General features: G+C 41.9%; 13 protein-coding genes and 4 pseudogenes. 10 read left to right on the plus strand and 7 right to left on the minus strand.

The features are described from left to right. Window positions 1–56 precede the first annotated feature (56 nt). A pseudogene (locus NPUN_RS27290) lies at window positions 57–1188 on the minus strand (sulfate ABC transporter substrate-binding protein). A 451-nt stretch (window positions 1189–1639) separates the two neighbouring features. On the opposite strand from NPUN_RS27290, the gene NPUN_RS27295 reads away from it, so the two are divergent. From NPUN_RS27295 to NPUN_RS43660, 4 genes and pseudogenes are all read left to right on the plus strand, one after another. Beyond that, the gene (locus tag NPUN_RS27295) at window positions 1640–2830 is read left to right on the plus strand and encodes a sulfate ABC transporter substrate-binding protein (RefSeq protein ID WP_012411656.1); all 1191 of its coding nucleotides are present in this window, start codon (window positions 1640–1642) and stop codon (window positions 2828–2830) included. Window positions 2831–3043: 213 nt separating this feature from the next. Further along, the gene (gene cysT / locus NPUN_RS27300) at window positions 3044–3904 is read left to right on the plus strand and encodes a sulfate ABC transporter permease subunit CysT (protein WP_012411657.1); all 861 of its coding nucleotides are present in this window, start codon (window positions 3044–3046) and stop codon (window positions 3902–3904) included. After that, window positions 3891–4766, plus strand: coding sequence for a sulfate ABC transporter permease subunit CysW (cysW, locus tag NPUN_RS27305; RefSeq protein ID WP_012411658.1), 876 nt, complete (start codon window positions 3891–3893; stop codon window positions 4764–4766). The genes cysT and cysW overlap by 14 nt, the downstream gene beginning before the upstream one ends. 97 nt (window positions 4767–4863) lie before the next feature. Beyond that, window positions 4864–4953 (plus strand): annotated as a pseudogene (locus NPUN_RS43660) (NIL domain-containing protein); the annotation flags it as partial. Window positions 4954–4972: 19 nt separating this feature from the next. Here NPUN_RS43660 and NPUN_RS40180 read toward each other — a convergent pair. Continuing rightward, window positions 4973–6140: pseudogene (locus tag NPUN_RS40180) on the minus strand (IS630 family transposase). 68 nt (window positions 6141–6208) lie between these two features. Between NPUN_RS40180 and NPUN_RS27320 the strand changes: the two are divergent. After that, window positions 6209–6391, plus strand: a pseudogene (locus tag NPUN_RS27320) (NIL domain-containing protein); the annotation flags it as partial. Then, window positions 6366–6578 (plus strand): hypothetical protein, encoded by a 213-nt coding sequence (locus NPUN_RS27325; RefSeq protein ID WP_041565665.1) that lies wholly within the window; start codon window positions 6366–6368, stop codon window positions 6576–6578. The pseudogene NPUN_RS27320 and the gene NPUN_RS27325, both read left to right, overlap by 26 nt. 60 nt (window positions 6579–6638) lie before the next feature. On the opposite strand, the gene NPUN_RS27330 is transcribed toward NPUN_RS27325, so the two are convergent. Next, window positions 6639–9092: a beta strand repeat-containing protein gene (locus NPUN_RS27330; RefSeq protein WP_012411659.1), complete on the minus strand. Its 2454-nt coding sequence runs from the start codon at window positions 9090–9092 to the stop codon at window positions 6639–6641. Between the two features lie 583 nt (window positions 9093–9675). Between NPUN_RS27330 and NPUN_RS37905 the strand changes: the two genes are divergently transcribed. Beyond that, complete coding sequence (locus NPUN_RS37905; protein ID WP_012411660.1) at window positions 9676–10008, plus strand: NIL domain-containing protein; 333 nt, start codon at window positions 9676–9678, stop codon at window positions 10006–10008. Between the two features lie 52 nt (window positions 10009–10060). Beyond that, window positions 10061–10279, plus strand: coding sequence for an NIL domain-containing protein (locus NPUN_RS27340; protein WP_012411661.1), 219 nt, complete (start codon window positions 10061–10063; stop codon window positions 10277–10279). A 15-nt stretch (window positions 10280–10294) separates the two neighbouring features. Here NPUN_RS27340 and NPUN_RS27345 read toward each other — a convergent pair whose 3' ends face one another. Both NPUN_RS27345 and cysE read right to left on the minus strand, forming a co-directional pair. Then, entirely contained in the window at window positions 10295–10885 is a 591-nt protein-coding gene (locus tag NPUN_RS27345) for a Crp/Fnr family transcriptional regulator (protein ID WP_012411662.1), read from the minus strand. A gap of 239 nt (window positions 10886–11124) precedes the next feature. Further along, on the minus strand, window positions 11125–11853 hold the full coding sequence (gene cysE, locus NPUN_RS27350) for a serine O-acetyltransferase (protein WP_012411663.1): 729 nt from the start codon (window positions 11851–11853) through the stop codon (window positions 11125–11127). A 224-nt stretch (window positions 11854–12077) separates the two neighbouring features. Between cysE and NPUN_RS27355 the strand changes: the two genes are divergently transcribed. Further along, window positions 12078–12548, plus strand: a complete 471-nt coding sequence (locus NPUN_RS27355) for an RrF2 family transcriptional regulator (RefSeq protein WP_012411664.1) — start codon at window positions 12078–12080, stop codon at window positions 12546–12548. Window positions 12549–12566: 18 nt separating this feature from the next. Beyond that, window positions 12567–13529 (plus strand): cysteine synthase A, encoded by a 963-nt coding sequence (gene cysK / locus NPUN_RS27360; protein WP_012411665.1) that lies wholly within the window; start codon window positions 12567–12569, stop codon window positions 13527–13529. A 332-nt stretch (window positions 13530–13861) separates the two neighbouring features. Here the strand turns inward: cysK and NPUN_RS27365 are convergent, their stop codons facing one another. Further along, complete coding sequence (locus NPUN_RS27365; RefSeq protein WP_012411666.1) at window positions 13862–15088, minus strand: ISL3 family transposase; 1227 nt, start codon at window positions 15086–15088, stop codon at window positions 13862–13864. 135 nt (window positions 15089–15223) lie between these two features. Further along, window positions 15224–15925 (minus strand): cadmium resistance transporter, encoded by a 702-nt coding sequence (locus NPUN_RS27370; protein WP_012411667.1) that lies wholly within the window; start codon window positions 15923–15925, stop codon window positions 15224–15226. Window positions 15926–16039: the final 114 nt, after the last annotated feature.

Below are 16039 nucleotides of genomic sequence, written 5' to 3' on the forward strand. Positions count from 1 at the left end.
TTTTTGCCGCTAAAGGACAATATCACGCCTTTCTAATCTAGATCAAAAAAGCTATGTTAGCGTTGTCCACTTTGTATTTTGTCGAAGATTGCGCCGTCATCGAAAAACTTCTTCTGAACAGTATCCCAGCCTCCCAAACTCTGAACGTTGTAAAGCTTAGAAATCTTGGGAAATTTATTCTGTACTTCCTTTATTACAGTAGAGTTAACAGGTCGAAAACCAACTTTGGCAAATTCACGTTGAGCTTCTGGTGTAAAAAGAAAATTTACAAAACCTTCCGAAACCTGGCGAGTACCGTGCTTGTCAACATTCTTATCCACAACTGCTACTGGGCCATCCTATAGAAATGTTCACCTGGGGAACCACATAAGAAGGTGAAGTTTTTCCTTGTTGTGCTGCTAAGATAATCTCATTTTCATAGTTAAGCAAAACATCCCCTTGACCTTTCTTGTAAAAGACATCGCTTGATTCTCGCGCATCTTTAGGTAACACAGGGACATTGCGAAAGACTTGGGTAACATAGTTAAGAGCTTGAGCTTCACTTCCATCATTTTTGGTGATTCCACCCCACAAAGCCAGGAAGTTCCACCGCGCACCTCCTGAAGTTTTAGGGTTTGCTGTAATCACCTTGACCCCTGGTTTAGTTAAATCACTCCAACTCTGGATCTTTTTCGGATTACCTTCACGAGTTTCTAGAGCAACTACTGAGTGGGTAACAATTGAGTTATTTGATGCTTCCTTTTCCCAGCCTGGTTGAATCAGTCCAGCTTTTTCAATTTTTTTGGTATCCAATGCCAGTGCCAAGGCTACAACATCTGCTTCTAATCCGTCAATTACTGCACGGGTTTGAGAGCCAGAACCACCATAGCTTTCCCGAATCACTACATCTTGACCTTTTTCGCGTTTCCATTTCGCTACAAATTTAGGAATGATTTTCTGGTAAGCGGCTTTAGTGACTGCGTAGGAAACCAGAGTTATTTCAACTGTTTTACCGCCTTGACTAATCAATTCAGGCTTCTGGTTAGTTTTATCAGCAGTCCCCGCAGCATAAGCAGGAATAAGGACACTTAAGCTCAAGCCAGTTGCGAATAAGAATGCAGAGGTTTTAGTTGAGGTAGGCTTTAATTGCAGAAGTAGCTGTCTGGCTGGGCGGAAAACTTGTAACTTTTTGGCTTGCAGATGTGTCATAGAAGCTGGGTGTTGTGTAGTTGCTTGATTAAACAACGGTAATTCGGTCAACTTACCGCTGTTAGTCCTGAGAAAGAGATTATTAGATTAATTCTCAGAATTCAACTATTTTTTATACTAAAAATTTTGATTTTTTCCTGGGTAAACTCTTAGTGCAGATATGTAAAATATCTGACTACTATTTCAAATGAGAGAGAAAAATAACTAATGTCAAATTCTCAATTCCCTAGCAAATTGCTTGATACATTGATTAGCTGATGTATCAAGCAATTTGATACTTGAAAATAAAAGTATTTTAATTCCTTACATAATTGGTAGAATCACCATATTCTTGATGAAGAATGTGAGGTTTATTAGTGTTTGCAACTAGTTAGATGTAATCATCCGGTATGATAAACACTATATAACTGTATTCCCATCAGTTATTTGTAGATTTAGCGGAGGAAATGGAATGAGTTTGTGGCAACGCCCACTGAAAAGATTACAAGCGATGTCTTACGACAAGCTGCTTCTCTCCGAGACGCTACGCGAACGCATCTACGCTGAACATAGAACATATCGGTTCAGACTAAATTCGCTCAAAAGCTTTGTATCGCTCTTTTTAGTAGGGACTGTTTTGAGTGTGGCGCTTGCCGCCTGCTCTGGTGGAACAGCGAGTAATCCTTCCACTGAAACCCCTAATGCTACTCCTGTGGCTGCAACCAAAGATAATGTTGAACTAACTCTGGTTTCCTTTGCTGTCACCAAAGCGGCTCACGAAGCAATTATTCCTAAATTTGTAGAACAGTGGAAGAAAGATCATAACCAAACTGTTGTCTTCAAGCAAAGCTATGGCGGATCTGGTTCTCAAACTCGCGCCGTTATCGATGGTTTGGAAGCAGATGTCGTTCACTTGGCATTAGCTGGAGACACTTCAAAGATTGAGAAAGCTGGATTAATTCAGCCTGGTTGGGAGAAAGAAGTTCCTAATAATGGTATTGTCTCCAAATCGGTAGCAGCATTAGTCACCCGTCCAGGAAATCCTAAAGGCATCAAGACTTGGGAAGATTTATCTAAAGCCGGTATCAAACTAATTACTGCTGACCCTAAAACATCAGGAGTTGCTCGCTGGAATTTCTTAGCTCTTTGGAATTCAGTGATTAAAACTGGTGGAGATGATGCTAAAGCGACTGAATTTGTTAGCAAAGTGTACAAGAACGTGCCTTTGTTGACTAAAGATGCTCGTGAAGCTACTGATGCATTTTTCAAACAGGGTCAAGGTGATGCCCTGATTAACTATGAAAATGAGATTATCTTGGCAGAACAAAAGGGTGAAAAGTTGACTGCGATCATCCCTGATGTCAATATATCTATCGATAATCCCATCGCAGTGGTAGATAAAAATGTTGATAAGCACGGTACACGCGAAGTTGCCGAAGGTTTTGTCAAATATCTATATACTCCAGAGGCTCAACAGGAGTTTGCAAAATTAGGATTCCGGCCAGTGGATGATACCTTGAGCTTAAGTAAAGAAGTTGCAGACAAATTTCCCAAGGTGAAGACTTTAGGTACAGTTGCAGACTTCGGCGGTTGGGATGGAATCAATAAGAAGTTCTTCGCAGAGGGAGCGATTTTTGACCAGATTCAAGCCAAGAAAAAGTAATTAGTCATTAGTCAATCGTGAGTGGTCAGTAGAAAAAACACCCAATCACTAACAAAAAACTTCGGTGTTGTTGAATCGAGTTATGAAGCTGGATGTAGAGACGTTGCAATGCAACGTCTCTACAAAGATTTTGAAATTACGCAAAATTATTTTTCATACCCCAATCAGCAACACCAAAACTTCTTGTGAATTTTAATTTTTGAATTTTTGACTATGACAACTGTATCTCCGTCTCTGGAAGTTGAACGCAAAATACCGTTCTGGAAGAAATTGGGGCGGGTTCCCTGGACTTGGCGAATCACTATAGGGTACCTGACAGTGATGTTGTTTATCCCCATAATTGCCATGTTCCTGAAAGCGAGTACGGAACCTCCAGCGAGATTTTGGGCGATCGCAACCAGTGATATCGCATTAGCCACCTATAATGTCACTTTTGTCACAGCAATATTTGCTGCCTTACTCAATGGCGTATTTGGTACCCTAATTGCTTGGGTTCTGGTGCGCTACGACTTTCCCTTAAAACGCTTGATTGATGCCACAGTAGATTTACCATTCGCGCTGCCAACTTCAGTAGCAGGGCTAACCCTAGCAACTGTTTACAGCGATAATGGCTGGATAGGTTCGCTACTAGCACCACTGGGAATTAAGGTAGCTTTTACCCGCACGGGAGTAGCGGTAGCAATGATATTTATCTCACTACCCTTTATTGTGAGAACTGTGCAACCCGTACTTCAGGAAATGGAACATGAAATTGAAGAAGCTTCTTGGTGTTTGGGTGCTTCTCAATGGCAGACCTTCTGGAAAGTAATTTTGCCACCTTTATTTCCGACGATTTTAACTGGTGTTGCCTTAGGTTTCTCCCGTGCAGTTGGGGAATATGGGTCAACTGTAATTATCTCTTCCAATACGCCCTATCAAGATTTGATCGCACCCGTGCTAATTTTCCAGCGATTAGAGCAGTATGACTATTCTGGTGCAACAGTAATTGGCATAGTTTTACTATTAATTTCGTTGGTATTGCTATTGGCAATTAATTTCTTACAAGCATGGGCAAGACGATATGACAGTAGATAAGCCAAGTTTTCACTCATCTGCATCTGATACACATACAGCCAAGCCTAAAGAGCAGAAGAGTTGGGTGCCAATAGTTTTAATTGGTATAGCGATCGCTTATTTAGCCTTAGTTCAATACATCCCTGCAATTAACGTTTTTATCCAAGCCTTCAGCAAGGGATTTGGGCCATTTCTATCCAACCTGACGCGACCAGCTTTTCTCCATGCAGCTTGGCTAACATTGTTGTTGGCTGTAATCTCTCTGCCCTTGAATACAATATTTGGGCTATGTGCAGCTTGGGCGATCGCTCGTCATAAATTTCCTGGACGCGCTGTAGTTTTGAGTATTATTGACTTGCCCTTTTCCATCTCGCCCGTAGTTGCAGGATTGATGATTGTGCTACTTTACGGACGCAATGGGTGGTTTGGCCCTTGGCTCCAGGCACATGATATCAAAATAATCTTTGCCTTTCCAGGTATGGTGCTGGCTACAGCCTTCGTGAGTATGCCCTTTGTGGCGCGGGAAGTGATTCCTGTTTTAGAGGAATTTGGTAAGGATCAAGAAGAAGCTGCTAGAACTCTCGGTGCGAAAGATTGGCAGATATTTTGGCGTGTCACCTTACCTAGCATCCGTTGGGGCTTACTCTATGGTTTAATTTTGACCAATGCCAGAGCAATGGGTGAATTCGGGGCGGTTTCGGTGGTATCTGGCAACATTGCTGACCAAACCCAGAGCTTACCACTGTTTGTAGAAGATGCTTACAAACAGTATGAAACCGAAGCTGCTTTCTCTGCGGCTGTATTGTTAGCATTGCTAGCAGTAGTAACTTTGGTGCTGAAAGAGATTTTAGAACGGAAAACCAGCATCAAAGATGTTGAATAGTTAGGTTTTGGGCATGGGGCATTGGGCATTGGTTATTCATCCTTGTTTCCTTCCCTCCACCCCTTTGCCCCCACTCCCCTCTACGGCTATTAACTAAATTATGTCTAGTAACACACCTACCAATAAACGGATTCGACTCAGAATTCCTAAAGACTATCACCAGGAACCTGTGATTTCTCGCCTAGTAGTCTGCCAAGCTAACTTTGCTATGTTAAATTTGGATATAAACGCTCCATTTTTCGGCGAGCATCTTTGGTTTGAAAACCCCAATAAACACTAGCTTTTTGCTGATTACGTTTTTTCTCCCAAGCGGCAATCTCAGAAGTTAATGTTTCTGCATTAGGAATACGCCGTTCTAAACATTGGCGAGATAAAACAGATAATTCGATTTCTACCTGATTCAGCCCTTCGGGTTCGCCAGTTGCTTCAAGTCGGGGAACCCGCCCAACGCACTGGCTCACCAAGAAGCGTGTTTAGGAGTATAGTGAAACTCTAACTTTTGAATAATTCGACGTGCTTCTTCTGGTGGAAAAACTTCATATAATGCATTGGGTGTATGAATATTCAAGTTATCAACTACTAAACGAATAACATCGGCATCTCGGTAGGAAACATCTACTAAATTTTTCATTTGTTTAGCAAAATCGGCTTTAGTTCGACGTTCTGTAACTTCGATATGCCGCCATCCAGCCAAGGGTTGAAAACATGCGAATAAATTTACTGTCCCGTTACGTTTATACTCAAAATCATAACGTTCAGGTTGCTCTGGCTGTGGTGGCAAAGGAAGTCTTACTTCTTCTACTAATTGGTATGGACGTTCATCAAAGCAGACTACAGGGCGTTTAGGATCATAAGGCTCATTGTATAAATCCAGCACATCTTCCATTCGGAAAACATATTCTGCGTTAACTTCAGGAATACACCATTGTTCTTTCAACCAAGGCTTAATTTCATTTTTTTTAAAGTTTGACGTACTGTTTCATCTGAGATTGAATCTATGATACCAACGTTCACTAAATGATCTGCTAATAATTGCATTGTCCAACGCACTCTTCCTTCTGGCGGATTAGAACAAGCTGTTGCAATCAAAAATGCTTCTTGCTTTTCATCTAATTTTTTATGTTTTGGTGGATGAACTTCATCCTTTAAAGCAAAATCTAACCCTCCAATGACAAATTTTTCTCGTATTCGTTGCACTGTTGCAACATGCGCTCTAACTATGCTAGCGATCGCTTGATCCGTTTCTCCTTCGGAAGCCATCAAAAGAATGTTTGCACGGCTTATGGTTCTTGCCTTATGCTTACCTTTCTTAATTATCGATTGCAGTTGGGAAACTTCATCTTCATTCAAGTCAACAATGTACTTTTTTGCCATGTTACACCCCGTTTTTGGCTATTTTACCAATTAGAGGTTTTACTTAGCAAAGTTACCTTGGTAGACTACTAGTGTCTGACTACAATCTGACTGTGAATATCACAGCAGCAATTTTGGGAGCCAATGCTGTCGGTGATGGTTGGTTTGACCTTGAATTACAAGGAACAGATGCACAAATTCAGAGCGGACTAACCTATCTTCAGGACTTGGAGTTACAAGTCTGGGATGACACTCAAAGAAGTGATTGGTAAGGCTTATAGAACAATACAGTTCAGGCTTAAACTCTTTGTTAAGGTTAATTTTTTTAACGAACTGCATTCGCGCAGCGTCTCGTTAGAGAAGGACACAAAGGAAGAGAAAGAAGAGAAGGAAGAGAAGGAAGAAATGCTTAACCCAAGCGTATTGAGTTATAAAACATTAGTGAAGGTATGCAGCTAACTGTACGCCCTCACTAATGTTTTATATTCATATTGAATTATAAACTGCTATACTAACGAGCTACGCTTGAATGATGAAGTCTGTAGCTGTAAGATTGGGCGCACCGCTAATAATTGCAAATAGGCCACCACTACCAAAACCAGCTGCGCTGCCATTTTGGTTGTAGAACAACTGCCCACTCACAGCGTCGTAGATAATTTTTGCTGTAGTAGCCGCCCCTGAAGAAGTGATTTTAAAATCAGTGGCATTACTAAAACCGATTCCTGGAGCAGAAGCGATCGCACTGAAAGTAGTCTTATCCAGAATAATTTTATCGCCTTGGGAGTGTTTGAAGTCAGCGATCGCATCTACACCCACAGCAGAACTGGCAAAGTTCGCATTAGTGTTGTACAAAAAACTGTCAGCACCCGCACCACCAACAAGGGTATCATTGCCTGCGCCACCAATAAGAGTATCATTACCAGCATCACCTCGTAGCAGGTCGTTGCCACTTTTACCATTGATGGTATCGTTACCCCCCTGACCATTGATAACATCAGCCGAGTTGTCAAAACCCGTGATGTTATTGTTGAGTTCATTAAGGAAAGTTACCGTGTTCTTGTTGTAAAGGTTAGTTTGAGTGGAATTAGCATCAAAGACATCAAAGCTGTCGGCAATGTTGGTTTGCTCATCAAATAAGATATTACCAATGGCAGGTCTTGCTTCAGAAGCGGGCAAGTTATCCAGGTTTTCTAACTGAAAGTTTTGCAGAGTCACTTTGGTATTAGCCACATTTTCAAAGGTGACTTCCAAATTGTTGCCATTTTGAGTTAGTTGCAGATTTCGGGCAGTTAAACCACTCCCTGTAAATTGCAAGGTGTCAACATTGCCAATCACTGCTGCTGAAGGATTTGAGCCTTTACCAACGCCACCAAAATCTGTAATGGTATCATTGCGATCGCCTCGGCGAATTACGAATTTATCTTGACCGCCGTTGCCAGTAAGAGTATCGTTACCACCTTTGCCGTCGATGATATTGTTGCCAGATGTGCCTAAGAGAGTATCTGCACCAGCAGTTCCTGTGAAGTTAGTGTTGCCGATATTCGTCCCGCCAAACAGCACATAGGTTTGCCCAGATTGGGAGCCGATAAGCAGGTCGTCGAACCCGTCGCCATTGACATCTCCGGCACCACTGACAGAGATGGCTGAGTTGTTCGGAGTAAAGCCGTTGATGCTAAAGCCGTTAGAGCCGTTGAGTTCCGAGAGGTTGAGGCTAGAACTAAAGCCTGTACTTTTGCCAAATACCACAAAGTTCTGCTCCGATCTGAGAATAATCAGGTCGTCAAAGCCGTCGCCATTGACATCTCCGGCACTGCTGACAGAGAATCCTGTGGAATCCGTCTTAATGCCATTGATAGTGAAACCGTTAGAGCCGTTGAGTTCCGAGAGGTTAAGGCTGGGGCTAAAACCTTTGCTGTTGCCAAACACTACGTAGCTCTGCCCAGAAGCGAAGACGGTACCGTTCTCGGAACTGAAACTTATTGCCCCGATAATTAGGTCGTCGATGCCATCGCCATTGACATCTCCAGCACTACTGACAGGGGAGCCTGAGAAGTCACCTTCCTTGATGCCGTTGATAGTGAAGCCGTTAGCACCGCTGAGGGTAGAGAGGTTAAGGCTGGCGCTAAAGCCTGTGCTGTTGCCGAACACCACGTAGCTCTGCCCAGAAGAGGAGCCGTTAGGTGAGGCATTGGATGCCCCGATAATCACGTCGTCGATACCGTCGCCATTGATATCTCCGGCACCACTGACAGAGCCACCTGATATGTCACCCGCTTCGTTGATGCCGTTGATAGCAAAGCCGTTAGTACCGTTGAGGCTGGAGAGATTGAGGCTGGGGCTAAAGCCTGTGCTTTTGCCAAACACTACATAGCTCTGCCCGGAAAAGTTATTAGCATAAGGTGCGCCGATAATCACGTCGTCAAAACCATCATGGTTGATATCTCCTGCACCGCTGACAGAGCTACCCGATATATTATTTGCTGCGATGCCATTGATGGCGAAGCCGTTAGTACCGTTGAGGGTGGAGAGGTTGAGGCTGGAGCTAAAGCCTGTGTTCTTGCCAAATACCACGTAACTCTGTCCAGATTGGGAGCCGTTGGAGTCAGCACCAGATGCTCCGATGATTAGGTCGTCGATGCCGTCGCCGTTAACATCTCCAGCGCTGCTGACATTGCCTGAAAAGTCATTCGCCGCGATGCCATTGATAGCGAAGCCATTAGCGCCGTTGAGGTCTGAGAGGTTGAGGCTAGAGCTAAAGCCTGTGCTGCTGCCAAATACCACGTAGCTTTGCCCAGATTCAGAGCCGTTGGGGTCAGCACCGGGTGCCCCGATAATCAGGTCGTCTAAGCCGTCGCCATTAATATCTCCCGCATCGCTGACAGAGGAGCCTGATCTGTCAGCCGTTGCAATGCTGTTAATGACGAAGCCATTAGTGCCATTGAGGTCAGCAAGATTGAAGGATGAATTAGGCATGATTTTCTCCTGCATTTTTTGTTATTCAGGGAATAACTCATATCTAGCTTCAGGCAACTCTTAGCCTCGTGTAACCGAGACTAAGAGTTGCAAGACCAGGGTTCAAAACCAGGCAGACTTGCTCTGTATGCATAAACTATGCACCTTTTAGGGTGAAATGAGAATTAGACATACAAATCCCGCCACTAGGTTTTTACCTGAGTATCCCTAGTTTTTTTCAGTCATCAGAGAAATTTCGATTAGAAAACTTAAAACAGTGGAAACACTTAAATATTCTTACAACCACTCGATACTCTATGAGTATAAAATTGTCAACCGTCTAAACTTCAAATTCTTTTACTAAAATTATCAATATTTAAGTTAATTTACTTATTGTTTTTTTACGGTCTTTGTGAGAGTCTCCTTTACATAACAATTATTACGATAAATCGGTAGAGTTACCGTAGTTTATTAAAAATCAGAAATATGAAAATCTCTATGAAGCTAACATCTCAGCAGGTACGCTATCAGCAAGATTCTCTGCCGAAGCCAAAAATTGCGTTGGCGCAGCTCACCGTAGGCATCGCTATTGGGAATTAATCTGATGTCTCAGAGTAAATCTGTAGAACCTGCTTCAGTCCACAGCCGCATTCTCGTACCTCAGAAGTATAACAGGCAACCTGTAATTTCGCGGTTGGTGTCTCGTTATGGTTTAACCGTCAATATCAAAGCAGCATCACTGGCATCCGATAGTGATAGCGATGGCTGGTTTGATTTGGAACTTTCGGGAAATTCTCAAAAACTGACAAATAGCCTATCTTACTTGCAAGGATTGGGGGTGAATTTACTCGAATTAGCGATCGCTAACCACATTCAATCTAACCAGCACTCTTTACCTTTTCCAAACCAGATTATCACTGGTTTCTTCAGTCTCTAACAAAAGCCAAGTCACTCAGATTCGTCTGCTGATATATATTCCCAAATGCTATTTGCAAGCGCCTGTAATTTCACAATTAATTTCTGGTTACGGCTTGGTAGTTAATATTACTAAGGCTATGCTACAACCAAATACAGACGAAGAAGGGTGCTTTGATATTGAACTACGGGGGACAGTGCCACAAATCTCTAACGGTTTGGCTTATCTGGAATCCCTGAATCTTAGAATTGTGGGCAAGCCGAATGCAGACGGCGATAGCTGGTTTTGTTGAAATAATCTAAATAATTTAAATTTCGTAGTACCAAATATCTTCTTCTCGCACCACAATTCGATGCAGGGAAAGACGAGCAATTAAGCCCTCTTGCTCAAACTGTCCAAGAACACGAGTGATAGTCACACGAGTTGAACCGAGCATTTCTGCCAAGTCTTCGTGAGTCAGACGCATATCTATTAAACGTCCCTTCTCAACTTCCGAACCAAACTTTTTAGATAACCATGCCAATAGCTTGATCAGCATGGTATCAACTTTTTTATGGCTACGAATAACCATCAATTCTTGAGCTTGTTGGATATGGGCAAGTAGAGTTTCTGTTAGTTGAGTCCACTCCTCTATAGGTAAGACTATCGCCTCTACTTTAGTTAAGCATTCCATTTGGTAAGGTTCTAATTTTGACAAAGACTTACCAACAATATCTCCAGGGCCCCACAATCCCAGAGCCACGGTTGTACCATCCTCCAAATAGGTAAAAGTCCTGACAAAACCCGTTTCAATCTTCCAAAGCCCCTTTGGATGCTCTGGCAAAAATGACCTCCGGGCAAAAATTTCTTTAGTATTATTACTGTTTAAGCTAGTTAAATTTGCATATAAAGATACCATAATTATATAACTATTCTCCGATAAATTAACCGTAGTATTATATTTATATCAGGTTCTAAGAGCATCTGGGCATTTATAAAAAAGTCGGGGCAAGGGAGCAGGGGAGGCAGGGGGGCAGGGGGAGCAGGGGAAGCAGGGGAAGCAGGAAGACAAGGAAGACAAGAGGTGAGAACTTGAAACAAGTCTTTCCCCTTGTCCCCAATGCCCAATTCCTAATTCCCAATGCCCCATGCCCAAAATTAAATTCCCGCACCATCAAGAAAATCTTCAATCATCCCATCAGACTTATTGCTCTTAGGGTTGTATGTTTGTTCGTCGCCAAGCTCAGTTGCAGAGAAACTTGATTGATCTTGCAACTCCTCAAACTGTTTTTCTAGAGCCTTGACACGTTCAAATAAAGCGCGGATGACTTCAGCTTCTACGTCGCGCACTTTATCATGATCCAGAATATTGGTAGACAAGTTGTTCTGACGAGTTACGCGCCCTGGAATCCCGACTACAGTTGTGTTACTGGGTACATCTCGTAACACCACAGAACCAGCTCCAATACGGACGCGATCGCCAATTTGAATATTTCCCAATACTTTTGCACCCGCTCCCACAACCACATGAGAGCCTAAAGTTGGATGGCGTTTGCCGCTTTCTTTCCCAGTCCCGCCAAGGGTGACACCTTGATAAATCAGGGCATAGTCGCCCACGATCGCAGTTTCACCAATCACAACTCCCATGCCGTGGTCAATAAACACTCCCTGTCCAATTAATGCCCCAGGATGGATTTCAATCCCAGTTAAAAACCGACTAATATGAGAGATAAACCGAGGTATGAAGGGAATCCCAATTTTATACAGCCAGTGTGCTAATCGATGAAACACTAGGGCTTGGAGTCCAGGGTAACAGAACAATACTTCTAGCCAGTTACGCGCTGCTGGGTCACGCTCAAAAATGGTTCGCAAATCAGTTAGTAGCATACTCTGTTGAGATTTTCGTTGGTAATTGAGGCTCTGAAAACAGAAACTCAGGATAATTCCCACTAAAAGATCGAGTCATTTATGGGAATTATGTAAGATAATAATCTACGGTAAGTCGATAGAATATAGTGTTTTTGTGGGTAGTAAGTGGGATGCTATCACATTCCACACGTTGAAAAAATTAATTTCGGATAAACTGCCTAAGTCCCCCAATTCACCGTAGTATGTTGAGTACAGTCTTGAATAGCCAAAACTACGCTCTCTTGGATCTGTCTTCCAAAGTGGAATATGCACTGCTGGCACTCTTAGAACTGGCAAGCCACCACGGAAAAAAACTTCCTCTAACCATGAGTGAGATCACTACCAAACAACCTATACCCGAACGCTATTTGGAACAAATTTTGACCAACCTCCGGCGTGCTGGTGTGGTGCAGAGTCAACGCGGCTCTAAAGGAGGTTTTGTTTTAGCTCGTGAACCTTGGCAGATTACACTCCTGGAAATTGTCACTTTAGTCGAAGGTGAGCGGAAAGAGAAAGATACATCTAACTCTCCGACTCTAGAAAAGACTCTGGTTTATGAAGTTTGGGAGCAAGCTAACGCTGCTGCAATTGAAGTTTTAGGTCGCTATACACTCCAAGACTTGTGCGAGGAAAGAGAGACTCGCGCACAGCAAAGCCCGATGTATTATATTTAAACACGATGGAGTATTCACATGCGGATAGCGAAAGATATCACAGAGTTAATCGGACGGACTCCTTTAGTTCAATTAAACAAAATTCCCCAAGCTTCAGGAGCGGTTGCTCGGATTGTGGTGAAGCTAGAAAGCATGAATCCGGCATCTTCTGTGAAAGATCGGATTGGCGCGAGTATGGTGGAAATGGCGGAAGAAGCAGGCTTGATTCACCCCGGAAAAACTGTTTTAGTAGAGCCGACTTCTGGGAATACAGGAATTGCGCTAGCGATGGTGGCGGCCGCTAAGGGGTACCATCTCATTCTAACGATGCCTGACACAATGAGCCACGAAAGACGATCGATGCTCAAAGCTTATGGCGCTCAATTAGAGTTAACGCCAGGGGTAGAAGGGATGCGAGGAGCGATCGGTCGTGCAGAGCAGATTTTAGCTCAAACGCCCAATGCTTATATGTTGCAGCAGTTCCGCAACCCCGCCAACCCGAAAGTTCACGCCGAAACCACAGCAGAAGAAATCTGGAATGATACCGATGGAGAGGTGGATATTCTAGTGGCGGGAGTGGGTACTGGTGGGACGATTACAGGAGTTGCAGAAGTTATTAAAGGACGGAAGCCAAGTTTTCAAGCGATCGCAGTTGAACCAAGCAGCAGTCCGGTATTAACGGGTGGGAAATCAGGGCCTCACAAAATTCAGGGTATCGGCGCGGGATTTGTCCCAGCAATTTACCGTCCAGAATTGGTGGATGAAGTGATTCAGGTAGCGGATGAGCAAGCGATCGCTTACAGCCGTCGCCTAGCAAAAGAAGAAGGATTGTTATCGGGCATTTCTACTGGCGCTGCTTTATATGCGGCTATTCAAGTAGCACAACGTCCAGAAAATGCAGGTCGTCTAATCGTCATGATCCAGCCTAGCTTCGGCGAACGCTACCTCAGCACCTCACTATTTAAAGATCCAGAAGAGAATGAGTGGTTGAGTAAAGTTTGATTCTGCATAAAAATTTTAAGCAAATATACCAGGCGATTAGAAATCGCGGCTACACAAACGTACCCCGTTGGGGAACCCGAAGAGTAGGCCGCCTACGCGGACTCGAAGAATTTGAAACCCACGGAGGTGGGTTTTGTTTGTATAGCCGCGTTCGCCCTTGGCGTGCCGGAGGCTCTATTCCATTCGCCAGAGCAGACTTCGCGAACAGCCCTTAAAATAGGGCTACAGCCCTCACTACAAACCTTTTATTATTCACGTCCACTTACTTAGAATTTTTGCCAATTTCATCTACACGTTCATTATTTTGGCTCTCACAGACTAGATATGTAAAATTAACAAAAGAAATACCAATTTAGTAAAACCCTTCTTCTAAAACTATTAAAGTTAGTTAAGCCATAAGCTCTGCATTTAATTAGCTTAATCTTCTGATTAATTCCTTCTACAATACCTTGAGTAGTTCGGCGATCAAAATAAGCAAGAATTTCATCTATCCATCTACTTATAGTTCGGCAACTTTTGGGAAATAATTTATAAGCTCCTTGAGTCCATTCCAGGAATTTATCTAAAGCTTCATCACTGGTTATGGGACTTTCAAATATATCTCTAATGGCTTCTTTATTTCGATACATTTCTCCTAAGTCTGGAGCAACTTTTTTGAGTAAATCTATCTGAGCTTGTTCCTGAACACTGAGGCATTCTTTTTTCTTTAACAAAGGGTATTTACTGTGAGTTAAGCCAGTTAATTTCTTTTCTCTTTCTTGGCGATTTTTAATTTTTAAGGCTGCTCTTTTTTCCTGTTTTCTTCTTGCGTCTAACTCCTGATTTATTTGTTTCATGACATGGAATCTATCTGCTACTACTTGAGCATTCGGTAGCATTTCTTGGATTAAACTTTTATAGGGTATCCATAAGTCTATGCTGACTTCTTCTATTTGATTTAATATCTCTGAACCCAGACTGGATAGGTATTCTGCTATAACCGCTTTATTTCTCTTCTCTAACAATGCTATCGGTCTTCTTGTTTCTAAGTCTACTAATACTGCTGCATAATTCTTTCCTCCTTTTAATTGCGTGATTTCATCTATTCCTAACTTTTTTATCTGGTTAGGTTTTTCTTTTAGTAGTTCTGATTCTAATTCTTTTAATATTGTTTCTATCTCAGATGAACTCATTCTATTTCTTCGGGCTGCATTCTCTACATCAGTTTCTAACACTTCCTTAATTACTTTGTTCGCTAATCTTTTTGTATAGGTTCTTCTACTTTTTACAAAAGATAGTTTCTCACTAAATACTTTTTGGCATTCTGTACACTTTAATTGCCGACGATTTACTTTTAAAAATACTTGATAGTCACTCATGGGTATATCTCTGACTATATACCAATGATTTTGATGAGTTTTATTAGTTGTCTTTCCACACCGAGGACACTGACCAACTTTTGATTGATTTTGGATTTCAATTACGATTTCATCATCAGTGATAAAATCGTAATTCAATACTTTGATATCTTCAATATTAATAACTTTAGTAATAAAATGAAGTAAGGGATTAGAAGGCATATTTATTAAAATATTAATTCTATTTTCAATATTTCTTGTGTTTTATATTCTCAATTGCTTCTGTATTTCCTTCTCTGCACAGGCTGTTGCCACCGATTACTGCTATTCTATTGAGATATATTGAATTTATTTATACTATTTTAACATAACTACTCTGGAAGAGCCATTATTTTTCACCAAAATCATCAAACAGAAACAACTAGCAGCTAACTTTATTAAGCTCAAAGCTTCACTTTTTAATACAATAAAAGCGCCTAATCCTATAAGAATAAAAGGCACAAAATTATTAACATAGCGAGTCAATATATCAGCTATTACTCTATAATGAGTTAATTTGTATGCCCCATAGCACCAAATTCCTAATAATAGAAAAAATAATCCGATAATTACCAGAAAACTCTCTAAGCTGCTGCTAGCAAATAAAGGCACGTAGACACTAATATTATCGCTACCATTGGCAAGTGTAACGGCTGCCACACTATAAGCTTGAGGAGAAAAAAAACTCGTATTTGTTGATGCTTCAGCCTCTTCTGTCGTAGCGAAAACTTCTTTTGATGAATCATCTTCCCGATTCACCAAACTACTGATACCTATGGACATTGGTAGTAAACCAAGTAATCCAATCCAGTTTTTGGATAATACTAACCCACCAAATAAACCAGGAAGGCTAAGGATTAGCAGAACTGTAAAACCTAGAAACTGACCAGCAACTATATGCCGAGGACGAAGGCTAGTATTTATTTGAGAAAAAAACAATAATAAAATGACAATATCATCAATATTAGTGGCAATGAACGCAATTGCCCCTGTAGTAATTGCAGTAACTAATTCGTTCATATTTTACAGCAGTTTTCAGGTCTTTAGGCCGATAAGATAGGGAATGGGTATTAAAAAGTAGTGTAGTTCAATTACTTGAAAGGTTAATTTGGTATGGTGAGAAATCGTAGGTTC

The sequence above is a fragment of the Nostoc punctiforme PCC 73102 genome (genome assembly GCF_000020025.1).
Classification (GTDB): Bacteria; Cyanobacteriota; Cyanobacteriia; order Cyanobacteriales; family Nostocaceae; genus Nostoc; species Nostoc punctiforme.

Bases quoted from the DNA above. Each gene is read 5' to 3' on its own strand.
- NPUN_RS27295 (WP_012411656.1), top strand. From the start codon at position 1,640: ATGAGTTTGTGGCAACGCCCACTGAAAAGATTACAAGCGATGTCTTAC.
- NPUN_RS37905 (WP_012411660.1), top strand. From the start codon at position 9,676: ATGTCTCAGAGTAAATCTGTAGAACCTGCTTCAGTCCACAGCCGCATT.
- cysK (WP_012411665.1), top strand. From the start codon at position 12,567: ATGCGGATAGCGAAAGATATCACAGAGTTAATCGGACGGACTCCTTTA.
- cysT (WP_012411657.1), top strand. From the start codon at position 3,044: ATGACAACTGTATCTCCGTCTCTGGAAGTTGAACGCAAAATACCGTTC.
- cysW (WP_012411658.1), top strand. From the start codon at position 3,891: ATGACAGTAGATAAGCCAAGTTTTCACTCATCTGCATCTGATACACAT.
- NPUN_RS27355 (WP_012411664.1), top strand. From the start codon at position 12,078: ATGTTGAGTACAGTCTTGAATAGCCAAAACTACGCTCTCTTGGATCTG.
- NPUN_RS27330 (WP_012411659.1), bottom strand. From the start codon at position 9,092: ATGCCTAATTCATCCTTCAATCTTGCTGACCTCAATGGCACTAATGGC.
- NPUN_RS27370 (WP_012411667.1), bottom strand. From the start codon at position 15,925: ATGAACGAATTAGTTACTGCAATTACTACAGGGGCAATTGCGTTCATT.
- NPUN_RS27365 (WP_012411666.1), bottom strand. From the start codon at position 15,088: ATGCCTTCTAATCCCTTACTTCATTTTATTACTAAAGTTATTAATATT.
- NPUN_RS27345 (WP_012411662.1), bottom strand. From the start codon at position 10,885: ATGGTATCTTTATATGCAAATTTAACTAGCTTAAACAGTAATAATACT.
- NPUN_RS27325 (WP_041565665.1), top strand. From the start codon at position 6,366: ATGACACTCAAAGAAGTGATTGGTAAGGCTTATAGAACAATACAGTTC.
- cysE (WP_012411663.1), bottom strand. From the start codon at position 11,853: ATGCTACTAACTGATTTGCGAACCATTTTTGAGCGTGACCCAGCAGCG.